Annotated in this window: 6 protein-coding genes and 1 pseudogene; 4 read left to right on the top strand and 3 right to left on the bottom strand. The window is 70.5% G+C overall.

The window, feature by feature from the left end:
- Positions 1 to 138 precede the first annotated feature (138 nt).
- The gene (locus tag GWK61_RS47910) at positions 139 to 1,341 is read left to right on the top strand and encodes a molybdopterin-binding protein (protein WP_194920025.1); all 1,203 of its coding nucleotides are present in this window, start codon (positions 139 to 141) and stop codon (positions 1,339 to 1,341) included.
- A 181-nt stretch (positions 1,342 to 1,522) separates the two neighbouring features.
- On the opposite strand, the gene GWK61_RS47905 is transcribed toward GWK61_RS47910, so the two are convergent.
- Positions 1,523 to 2,275, bottom strand: a complete 753-nt coding sequence (locus tag GWK61_RS47905; RefSeq protein ID WP_194920023.1) for an indole-3-glycerol-phosphate synthase TrpC — start codon at positions 2,273 to 2,275, stop codon at positions 1,523 to 1,525.
- A gap of 110 nt (positions 2,276 to 2,385) precedes the next feature.
- Here GWK61_RS47905 and GWK61_RS61215 point away from each other — a divergent pair.
- Together GWK61_RS61215 and GWK61_RS61210 are read left to right on the top strand one after the other, a co-directional pair.
- Positions 2,386 to 2,865 (top strand): annotated as a pseudogene (locus GWK61_RS61215) (gamma-glutamylcyclotransferase family protein); the annotation flags it as partial.
- A 45-nt stretch (positions 2,866 to 2,910) separates the two neighbouring features.
- Complete coding sequence (locus GWK61_RS61210) at positions 2,911 to 3,573, top strand: M24 family metallopeptidase (protein WP_369125672.1); 663 nt, start codon at positions 2,911 to 2,913, stop codon at positions 3,571 to 3,573.
- Positions 3,574 to 3,623: 50 nt separating this feature from the next.
- Here the strand turns inward: GWK61_RS61210 and GWK61_RS47895 are convergent, their stop codons facing one another.
- The gene (locus GWK61_RS47895) at positions 3,624 to 7,721 is read right to left on the bottom strand and encodes a bifunctional nitrate reductase/sulfite reductase flavoprotein subunit alpha (RefSeq protein ID WP_194920010.1); all 4,098 of its coding nucleotides are present in this window, start codon (positions 7,719 to 7,721) and stop codon (positions 3,624 to 3,626) included.
- Between the two features lie 407 nt (positions 7,722 to 8,128).
- On the opposite strand from GWK61_RS47895, the gene GWK61_RS47890 reads away from it, so the two are divergent.
- On the top strand, positions 8,129 to 10,150 hold the full coding sequence (locus GWK61_RS47890) for a cell wall-binding repeat-containing protein (protein WP_194920007.1): 2,022 nt from the start codon (positions 8,129 to 8,131) through the stop codon (positions 10,148 to 10,150).
- 102 nt (positions 10,151 to 10,252) lie between these two features.
- On the opposite strand, the gene GWK61_RS47885 is transcribed toward GWK61_RS47890, so the two are convergent.
- Positions 10,253 to 11,513 (bottom strand): DUF4132 domain-containing protein (locus tag GWK61_RS47885; RefSeq protein ID WP_228564160.1); only part of this gene is annotated, 1,261 nt, incomplete at its 5' end.

The raw sequence follows: 11,513 nt of genomic DNA, 5'->3' as shown, positions 1-11,513 counted from the left end.
GCACGGATACACGATCACCCCCTCCACAGCCCGCTTCCCCACACCAGCCGACCTCATCGCCTTCCTCGCAGAAGACAACAACCAGCCCACCGAGATCAAACCAGCGTGTTAATAATCTGCGAGCCCTAAATCGTGGTCATGACAGCCGAACGGGATACCAGCCGCGCTCTGGCGTGGGCGGCGGCGCGGGAACGTGCGCACGCCGCAGCCGTGCCGACACCGGCGACGCGGGTGGCGCTCGGCGCGGCGGCCGGGCTGGCGCTGGCCGAGGACCTCGTGACGGCGGCGCCGATGCCCGCGTTCGACACCGCCGCGATGGACGGCTACGCGGTATCCGGCGCCGGGCCCTGGACGGTGGTCGGCGCGGCTCGCGCGGGCCGGCCGTGGCCCGGCGGCCGGGTGGAGCCCGGGTGCGCGGTCGGGATCTCGACCGGGGCGGTCGTCCCGGCCGGGACGTGGGCGGTGCTTCCGATGGAGGCGGCCGTTCTGAGCGGCACCAGCCTGGTCGGCCCTGACCTTCCGCGCGGGAAGCACATCCGGCACGCTGGAGAAGACGCGCCGGCCGGCGCCGCTCTGGCTCCGGCCGGCACACGAGCCGGTCCGGCGCTGCTCGGCCTGGCGGCTTCCTGCGGATACGACGAGCTACTGGTGCGTCGCGCGCCGATCGTGCGGGCGGTGGTGACCGGGGACGAGTTGGACCGCCACGGCCGTCCGGGGCCCGGCCGGGTCCGCGATGCGCTCAGTCCGCTGCTGCCTTCGCTCGTGCAGGCGATGGGTGGGCGGCTGGAGGACGTGATCCACGTGCCCGACCACCCGGCCTCGGCGCTGGGCGCGGCCGTGGAGGCGTTGGAGGCGACCACTGCGGCAGGCGCGGACACGGATGTGGTCGTCGTCGGCGGCTCAACGTCAGTCGGCGTCACCGACGGACTGCGGCGCTTCCTGACCGAGCGCGACGCGCAGTGGATCGTCGACACCGTCGCCTGCCGACCGGGACGCCCCCAGGTGCTGGCCCGGCTGCGCGGCGGCCCGTTCGTCATAGGCCTGCCCGGCAACCCCTTCGCCGCGCTCGTCGCCGCGTACACGCTGCTGGAGCCGCTGATCAGCGGACTGTCAGGCCGCCGCCTCACAGCACTTCCGCAAGCCCCGCTGCTCACCCCGATCCAGGCCTCAACCGATCAGACCCGGATCATCCCGGTGATGTGGGACGGTGCCAGCGTGCGGATGCTGGGCACGGACCGCCCGGCGTTCCTCAACGGCGCAGCCCTGGCCGACGCCCTCGCGGCAGTCCCGCCCGGCGCTGAAGCCGGGCAACCGGTGCCGCTGGTGGTCCTGCACCAATAAGCCGCGTACGCAGATCAAGGCGCTGCTTTATGTGTGGGTGGCTGGGGTGCGGCTTTGTTTATGGGTTTTAGAGTCTCTTTACGGCTTCGCGCATGGTTTGATGACCTAGCGCCTCTGGCGGGGTGAACCGCCCACCCGACACCAGCCACCCGCGCCCACGCACAAAGCCGCAGCGCCCAGACTAAGCAGCCCGGCTACCGCGCGCAGCGAGCGCCGGATGCGCGCCCATCGCCGCCAAGTCCGCGACGGTCGCCGCAGGATCGGCGCCGGTCAGCAGCGACGCCCCGACCAGTACCGCGTCGGCGCCGTTGCGGGCACACGCGATCAGGCCCGAGCGGCCCGTCGGGCCGCACTCGGCGAGCTTCACCACGCCGTTGGGGACCATCGACAGCAGATCGTGCACGCTCGCCCCGGCCGGTGCCGCGTCGGCGGTCGGCCGCACGAGAACGGCCCGGGCCCGGGCCTTGAGGGCACGCACCAGATCCGCGCCGCAGCGCACCTCGACGACGGCGTCCATGCCGAGCGACTCGGCCCGCTCCAACAGCGAGTACAGGGCCGAGTCGGACAGCGTCGCGGCCGGCAGCACGACCAGGTCGGCGCCGCAGGCTCGGGCCTGCCAGATCCGGTAGCTCGTGTCGGCCGGCTCCAGGAACAGCACCGGAGCCTGAATACGGGCACTGATCCGCGCCACGCTGTCCGGCTCCACGGCCGACGGACCCGCGCAGACGGCGATCGCGCCCGCTCCGGCGTCGACGTAGCAGTTACCACGATCGGCGCCGGCGGGATGACTCGGATCAAGCTCGGGGATCACGGTTATGCGCTGGCCACGAAGCCGGTCCAACCCTCCACGCGCGGCAGGACGCGACAACGCGAGCTTCTTGATCTCCTCCAGCGCGGAGAAGGCGCCTGCAGCTTCGGACTGATACGGCTCCATGGGCTGCAATGCTCATCCCCCTGAGGATCGTCCTGTGGGCCGACGTGGCCGCCCCATCCCAGCGGGACCTGCCCGGTCTACCCTTACGCTAACCGCCCCCGCACACTGATATGCAAATCAATGATCGTCGCGGACGCATATGCGACCTATATCAGGTGATTCAGCCAGCATATGCACCTCGAAGCGAGGGCGCCGGATCGCTTCTGCAAACACGCGATGCGATGATCTATCGTGGCAACGACCGCTTCGTCGCACACGCCCCAGGGGTTCGCATGGCTGACCAATTGTTGTTTTCCTACGGAACACTGCAACTGTCGCAGGTGCAGACCGCGCGATTCGGGCACGAGCTCGCCGGCCGGCCCGACGCGTTGCCGGGCTTCCGTCTGGAGACCGCGATCATGACCGACCCCTCGGTGATCGCCGTCAGCGGCAATGCGGAGCATCCGGTGGCGATGCCGTCCGACGACGCGGGCGACCTTGTCGAAGGTGTGGTGTTCGCCCTCAGCCCGGACGACCTGGCAGCCGCCGACGCATACGAGGTCGACTACCTGCGCATCCAGGTCGCCCTGCGGTCCGGGGAGAAGGCGTGGGTCTACGTCGACACCGCGACCGCCGAGGACTTCCGGGTCCGGCGGCTGCTCGCCGCGCAGGCCAACGCGCTCACGCTGTTCGACGAGGTCGTCGCCCGGGACCTGATCGTCGCCGGGGAGTCCGAGCGGGCGATCAGCGACCGGATCCGCGATCTGGCCGACGACCTGTTCGGCACCACCCGCCACTGGCACAAGCGGATCATCCGCTCCGGCCCGAACACCCTGCTGCCCTACAGCGACAACCCGCCGGACCGGATCCTGCAGCCCGACGACATCGCCTTCGCCGACTTCGGCCCGATCTTCGCCGACTTCGAGGCCGACCTCGGCCGCACCTACGTCCTGGGCGAGGACCCCGTGAAGCACCGGCTGGCCGCCGACCTGCCGACCATCTTCGACGCCGGCCGCCGGTACTTCGCCGAGCGCCCGGACATCACCGGCGCCGAGCTGCACGCCGAGATCGCCCGGCTGGCCCGGGCGGCCGGCTGGGAGTTGGGCGGAAGCGGGTTCGCCGGGCACCTGGTCGGAGAGTTCCCGCACGAGATCATGGACGCCGAGAAGATCCAGTCCTACATCGCACCGGCCAACACCACGCCGATGCGCGGCAAGGACAAGGCGGGGCGCGTGTGCCACTGGATCCTGGAGATCCACCTCGCCGATCCGGCGCGCGGTTTCGGCGGCTTCTACGAACAGCTCCTCGACGTCGGCTAGACCCGCCGCACCCGGCCGCGACTTCCCAACACCGGTCGCGACGCCGTCGCTCAGTAGACGTCGCGCACGTAACGCTTCTCCGTCGACAGGCGCCGCACGTAGGCCGCGGCCTCGTCGTCGTCCATCCCGCCGTGGGCGATCGCGATGTCCATCAGCGCCTGGTCGACGTCTTTGGCCATGCGAGCCGCATCACCGCAGACGTAGATGTGCGCACCGTCCTGCAGCCATTTCCACAACCGGACGCCGTTCTCGCGCATCCGGTCCTGGACGTAGACCTTGACCCGCCGGTCACGGGAGAAGGCGACGTCCAGCCGGTCCAGGTGGCCAGAGGCCTGATACGCCTCCAGCTCCTCGCGATAGTAGAAGTCAGTGGCCTGATGCTGCTCGCCGAAGAACAGCCAGTTGGCGCCGGTGTGACCACGCTCCCGGCGCTCCTCTAGGAAGCCGAGGAACGGCGCGATCCCGGTCCCGGGCCCAACCATGATCATGGGGGTCGCGGGATCGGCAGGCGGATGGAAGTGCGGCGACGGCTGGACGAAGACCTGCACCGGACCGTCGTCGGCGTGGTCGGCCAGGTACGCCGAGCAGACGCCGTGACGGTCCCGGCCCGCCTCGTTGCGGTAGCGGACCACGGAAACGGTGAGCCGAACCTGACCGGGATGAGCCAGCGGGGAGGAGGAGATCGAGTACTGACGGGGTTGCAGACGCTTGAGAACGCCGGCCCACTCAGCCGCCGAGGCGCGCACGGGAAACGCGGCGACGAGATCAGCAGCCTGACGTCCCCAGCCCCACTTGGCGAGCTCGTCCTTGTTGTCCGGGCGCAACAGCCGCTTCAGATCGTGGCTGCCGGTACGGTCCGCCACGAACTTCAGCAGGTCGGTGGTGATCCTGCTGATGTCCAGGCGGGTGCGCAGCGCCTCGGCCAACGGCAGCGGCGGCGTGTCGCCGACGTCGACCGGCTCGGCGGGGTCGGCACCGGTCAGCGCCAGCCACTCCCCCACCAGGGCCGCGCTGTTCGCGGGCCACACCCCCAGCGCGTCTCCAGCCTGGTAGACGAGTTCGCCATCACGCGTGTCGAAGGCGAACTGCCGGACCTCCTTGCCGGATCCCGGCAGGCTCAACAGCCGGTTCCCGACCAGCAGGGTCGCGAACGGCGACGCCTTGGAGTAGACCGATGACGAGGACAAGTCCGTTGCGGCAACCGCTGCTGCGGGCACAGTAGCCGGTTCCTCAACGACGACCGGCTGTGCCAGGGCACTCATGAAGCTGTCGAGCCACTGATCGGCGGATTCCTCAAAGTCCGGTTCACAGTCGGCGCGCGCCAGCAGGCGGGTGGCGCCGAGCCCGGCGAGGCGTTCGTCGAGCCGTCGGCCGTGCCCGCAGAAGTCGTCGTAGCTGGAGTCGCCGAAGGCCAGGACGGCGTAGCGGAGCCCGTCGAGCCGACCGGCGACCTGGGTGGTCAGCACCTGCCAGAACACGGCGCCGTTGTCGGGGGCGTCGCCGTCGCCGAAGGTGCTGGTGACGATCAGCGCGTCGGTGCCGGGCACCAGGTGTTCGGGGGTGGCGTCGGCCATGGGCAGCAGTTCGGCGACGCGGCCGGAGGTCGCCAGACGTTCGGCGGCGGTGGCCGCGAACTGCTCGGCGTTGCCGGTCTGCGAGGCCCACAGGACTATGAGCCGCCGCGACTGCGCAGCAGGGAGTACCTCGGTACGCGAGAACCTTCCGGCCAACACGCCATCCACCCACAGCGCGTGCTCCGGCGTGAAAGGAGCGCCCGGCGGCAGAACCGGAACACTGCCGTCCGGCGGTGCCAGCGCCAGACCGGACAGGAAGCCGGCCAGATATCGGCGCTCCGGCTCGGCCAAGACCACCGGAGCGAGATCGCCGATACCGAACACCGCAGCGAGTTCCCCCGCCTCCGAAACAACCTCAGGCTCAATGCTTGGGCCGGGCGCGGAGACCGGAGCGACCGTCTTGGCGAGCCTCACGGCGCACATCTTGAACTCCGGCTGGAACGAGATCGGATCGACGGCGTCGTTGGTGACCGCGTTGATGCTCAGGTACTCGCCGAACAGGTCGTTCCAGTGGAACGGCGCGAAGCACGTCCCCGGCCGCACCCGATCGGTGACGACCGCCGGCAGCACCGCACGCCCCCGACGGGACGCGACCTCCAGATGATCGCCCTCGACGACCCCGAGGACGGCGGCGTCTTCGGGATGGACCTCGACGAACGGGCCGGGGTTGAGCTTGACGAGTTTGGCGACCTTCCCGGTCTTGGTCATCGTGTGCCACTGATGCTGGAGCCGTCCGGTGTTCAGGACGAAGGGGTAGTCGTCGTCCGGGAGCTCGGCCGACGGCAGGTGTGGCCGGGCGAAGAACTGCGCGCGGCCGCTCGCCGTCGGAAACGTCAGCCGGGGACGGGTGCCGTCCGCGCGTTCCCGCAAGGTCTGGCTGACGCCGTCGTTGACGTAGCGGATCGGGTTGCGGTCCGGGCCGTCGGCGTCCGGGGCGGGCCACTGCACCGGTGTGCTGCGCAGCCGCTCGTAGCTCACACCGCGCAGATCCCAGCCGGTCTTGGGGTTCCACGCCTGCTTGAGTTCTTCGAACACCTCCTCGGCGCTGTCGTACGTGAAGGCGTCGGCGAATCCCATCTCGCACGCCACGCGCGCGATCAGCCGCCAGTCCGGCATCGCCTGACCCGGCGGGTCGACGACCCCCTGCACCAGCGTGAGGTTCCGCTCCGAGTTCACCATCACGCCGTCCGACTCGGCCCACAGCGTCGCCGGCAGCACCACGTCGGCGTAAGCGTTGGTCTCGGTCTCGGCGAAGACGTCCTGGGTGATGACCAGTTCGGCAGCCTCCAGACCGGCGATGACGGTCTTGCGGTTCGCGACCGAGGCGACCGGATTGGTGCAGATGATCCAGCACGCCTTGATCGAGCCCGTCCCCATCTGCTCGAACATCTCCACCGTGCCGCGCCCGACCTCAGTACGCAGCGAACCGGCCGGGATGCGCCACAGATCCTCGATGAAGGCGCGCTCGTCCTCGACCAACACTGAGCGCTGGCCCGGCAGTCCCGGACCCATGTAGCCCATCTCCCGGCCACCCATGGCGTTGGGCTGGCCGGTCAAGGAGAACGGACCCGATCCGGGACGGCAGATCGCGCCGGTCGCCAGGTGCAGGTCGACCAGGGCGTTGGTGTTCCAGGTGCCGTGCGTGGACTGGTTCAGTCCCATCGTCCAGCAGCTCATCCACTCCCCCGCGGCCCCGATCCAGGCCGCGGCCTGCCGGATGTCGGCCTCAGGCAGCCCGGTGATCTGCGCGACCTTCTCCGGCGGGTAGTCGGCGAGGAACGCGGGCATCGCCTCCCAGCCCTCGGTGTGCTCGGCGATGAAGTCCTGGTCGATGTGGCCGTCCGCGACCAGCAGATGCAGCAGGCCGTTGAGCAGCGCCAGGTCGGTGCCGGGCTTGATCGGCAGGAACAGGTCCGCCTTGTCGGCGGTGGCGTTGCGCCGCGGATCGACGACGATCAGCTTCGCGCCGCCCTTGACCCGCTCCATCATCCGCAGGAACAGGATCGGGTGGCAGTCGGCCATGTTGGAGCCGATGGCGAAGAACAGGTCCGCGGAATCAAAGTCCTGATAGGAGCCCGGCGGGCCGTCAGCGCCGAGCGACAGCTTGTAGCCCGATCCCGCCGACGCCATACACAGCCGGGAGTTCGACTCGATCTGGTTGGTCCGCACGAAGCCCTTGGCCAGCTTGTTGGCCAGGTACTGCGCCTCCAGCGACATCTGCCCGGACACGTAGAAGGACAAGGCGTCCGGGCCGTGCTCGTCCAGGATCGCCCGCAGCCGCGCGGCCACGGCCGTGATCGCCTCGTCCACACCGGTCCGCACCGGTTCGGCACCGCGCTCGGCGCGCACCAGCGCCGTCTCCAGGCGTCCGGGCGCGGCCATCATGTCCACGCTGGTCGCGCCCTTGGTGCACAGGCGGCCGAAGTTGGCCGGGTGCGCCTTGTCGCCCGAGGCCTTCACCGCGCGTCGGCGTCCGTCGGGCCCGTCCCGCCGGATGTCCAGGACGATCCCGCACCCGACGCCGCAGTACGAGCACACGGTCCGAACGCCCCCGACCTTCACGCCAGACGCCACCGATGCTCCATCCCGCGATATCCCGCCGAATCCCGCTGTATCCCGAGCAGAACCGTAGGAAGAACGGATTTCCGGGCTGTCACGCGGCGGCAACAATCGCGGTTACGGCGGCCGCATACGTTCGGAATCGCGGTGTGACGGTGCGCGGACGGCACCGTCTGCGGTCAAGCGCGTATGACGTAGTACGCACCCGGGTTGGCGATCGGTCTTCGACCACGTCCGCCGCCGCACGCCAGAAGGCCGAAATCACAGGCACTTGACATCGCTCTGCGAATGCGGACCGCGGCGTGGTCCAGACCCCCCGCGCCAAGGTGTGGAGCCTGGTCAAAGCCACTCCCGCCGAGGTTGTATTCTGCCGCTCTCTGGTGTCGAACGCAGTGTCGACACCTAATTCCGGGGAGGGTCTTTTGTCCAGCAAGTTCAACCGGAAGCCGGTCGCGGTCGCCGCGCTCTTCGCTTCCTCCATCGGTACCGTCCTGGCCGCCGGCGGCGCGGCGCACGCGACCACCTACGGTGGCGCCGGGACGAACCCGGTGACGATCACCGCCGGCGGCGCGATCCACATCGTCGGCGGAGGGACGGTCGCGCTGCCGGGCGGGGCGCACGACGTCTCGTGGGCCGGGCAGGGCGGCCGGTTCGCCTTCATCGGCGCCGACAACGGGATCTACACCGCCGACTACAACGGCACCAACGGTGTCAAGGTCGCGCAGGGTGTCGCGCCGTCGCACACCGTCTGGGACTCCATGAGCGAGTCCGTGTACTGGACCGAGGGCACCGGGGCCGGCGCCAAGGTCGTCGGCGCGCTGGCCAACGGCGGCTCCGTGGGCACCCCGAGTCCGACCTACGACGTCGTCCAGGCGTCCGTCGCGCCGGCGGGCCTGGGCCTGAGCAGCCCGGACGTGGCCGCCGACCTGGCCGGCTCGGTCGTGGTGCAGACCACCGACGGCTCCGGCAACACCGGTATCGGCGTGGCCTCCTACGGCACGAACGGCCAGCAGGCGTTCACCACGATCGCGGCCCCGGACGTCGCCACGAAGGGCGGCTGGTCACCGACCATTTCCGCGGACGGCAAGACGGTGGTCTTCGCCCGCGACGACGCGAACGGCGACGCGCAGCTGTTCGCGACGTCCTGGCAGAACAACGCCTGGTCCGCGCCGAAGCAGATCACCTGGATGACCGGCGGCCACGCCACGCCGATCTTCGAGGCCGCGAACCAGGCCGACACCCAGGGCCTCACCGACCTGACCGTCGCCTTCGAGTACACCAACCGCAAGGTCCCGGCCGGCGGCCACGCCGACGGCACCTACCAGGTGAACGTGACGCAGGCGCTGGCCGCCGCGGCGCCGGCGCCGCAGCTGGAGACGAGCGTCTCGACGCTCACCGGCGCCCTGGCCGTGCGCACCGACAACCCGGGCCACGTCATCCGCCTCGCCGGCTCCGACCGCGTCGACACCGCGGTCCTGGCCTCGCGGGGGACCTGGCGCAGCGCCGGCGCGGGCCAGGGCGACCCGCGCCCGCAGGCCAAGTCGGTCGTGCTGAGCCGCTCCGACGTCTTCGCCGACGCCCTCGGCGGCGCCGCGCTGGCCGCGCACAAGAACGGCCCGCTGCTGCTCACCGAGAGCGCCAAGCTGAACCCCGAGACGCTGACCGAGATCCGGCGGATCCTGCCGACCCCCGGCACGGTCTACATCCTCGGCGGCACCGCGGCGATCTCGCCGGCCGTCCAGACCGCGCTGACCAAGCTCGGCTACACCGTCGACCGGGTCGCGGGCGCGGACCGGTTCGAGACCGCGGTCAAGATCGCGAACACGGTCGACCCCAACGCCTCGAACGTGCTGGTGGCCACCGGCACCGACTACCCGGACGCGCTGTCCGCGGGTGCGGCGGCCGGGACCTACAACGGCATGGTCGTGGTCCTGACCAACGGCACCACCCTGCCCGCCTCGACGGACGCCTTCCTGCAGGGCAAGCTGAGCAAGGGCCAGCTCTTCGTGGCCGCCGTCGGCGGGGCCGGGGACAAGGCGCTCAAGGGCGCCAAGTACTCCGGCTACGAGGCCCTGGTCGGCGCCGACCGGTACCAGACCTCGTACCTGGTCGCCCACGAGATCTTCGGCGCCTTCGGCTCGGTCGGCGTGGCGACCGGCGCCAACTGGCCGGACTCGCTGTCCGGCGGCGCCCTGATGGGCGAGCGCGGGGGCCCGCTGCTGCTCGTGAACCCGAAGGCGGGCCTCAGCGCGGCCGACAACACCCTGATCGACGTCAACCGCGGCGCCGTGAACTACGCCTACGTGTTCGGCGGGACCGGCGCCCTGCCGCTGCACGTCGACCAGCAGCTGGCGGCGGACATCGCCACCGCGTCGGGCTCCGCGACGAGCGCCGCCCACGCCGGGGCACCGCACCTGTCGACGCCGAACGTCGCCAAGGGCTGAGTCAGTTGTCGGTATGACGTCGTTGTCGGTATGACGCTGGCATGACAGAGCCCGGCTTGCTCCTGCGCTGCGGGAGCAAGCCGGGCTCGCCACTTCCCCGGGTCACCGCCGCAGATCCAGTTGCTTGAACGGCTGCGTGAACCTGAGCGCCCGCAGCCGCGCGGCCCAAGCCCGCGTCTCGGCGGGGGTGATGTGCTTCGGAAGGACGATGCGGGCCTGCGACTCCTCCGCGATGTCGTGCGAGACGCCGTCCTCGCCGAGGCGCAGCCAGGCCTCGCGGTGGGTGCTCCACGCCGGCAGGAACCGGCGCCAGTGCTCGCCTCCGTCGATCGACGACTCCCAGACCAGTGCCCGGCACAACCGTCCGGTGACGCGGTTGCCGAGGTAGAACTCCATCCAGTCCTCGTATGTCAGGGTTCGCTGATCCTGCATGAGCTGCTTGAGACGGAAGCGCTCGGCGTAGACGACCGTCTGGAGGTTCCCGGCGAGATCGACCGCCTCGCGGGCCCGGTCGGCGCGCAGGCTCGTCGGCTTGTTGGGCAGCCGCTGCCCGGCCGGGCTGCGGTAGAACCAGGTCACGGTCCCGTCGACCGCCAGCTCGATCGTCGCCGCGTAGCCGCGGTCGAGCTCGATGACGCGCACGCCGTCGCGGTCGAGCTCGAAGTCCTCGGCCTGCCATTCGGGGACATCGGCGCGGGAAAGGTTCTCCTCCCCCAGGATCTGGTCGAGCTCCTGGGAAGCAGCCCGGCGAACGGCGCCCAGCTTCGCCTGCGCCTTGATCTCGCGCAACGCCGGCAGCGCACGCTCACCGCCGATCCGGCCCAGCGCCTCGACCGCGGAGAGCGCCACGGAACGGTAGTCGCGGCCGCGCCCCGGCGCGCCGTACAAGTCGGCGACACGGACGAGCAGCGCGACGGCCTCGCCGGGCTCGGTCAGGCCGATCGCCCACACCACGGCACGCGCGAACGAGACGCGGTGGTCCGCCTCGGGGTCGTCGAACGGCGTCTCGCGCAGCGCGATCGTCCGCAGCGCATCGACGCCCGCAGCGTTGTCGTCGAGTAGCGCCGCCATCTCCTCACGCCAAGAGGTCGGCGGCGTCGGGCCGCGCAGGGTGTCGCAGAGGTCGAGGACCTGCATGACAGCCACGACTTCGGCGGCGTCGCCGAGGAGGTGCCGCAGCGCCTCGTCCTGATCCCATCTGGCGGTGACCGGCTGCGGCACCGCGTCCTGAACACGCGGCTGCGGCCGGTCGTGTCGAGGCGGCGACGCGCTGCTCGCCGGCGGCGTATCAGCCCTCGAACCGACCCCGGTGCCCTTCCGCCCGAACAACTTCCCGAAAAGACCGCCCTGCCCCATCCCTGTC

It is taken from the genome of Catenulispora rubra (assembly GCF_015356825.1).
Lineage (GTDB): Bacteria > Actinomycetota > Actinomycetes > Streptomycetales > Catenulisporaceae > Catenulispora > Catenulispora rubra.
The sequence above is the reverse complement of the archived record's forward strand: the minus strand, read 5'-3'. Positions and strand labels throughout refer to the sequence as shown.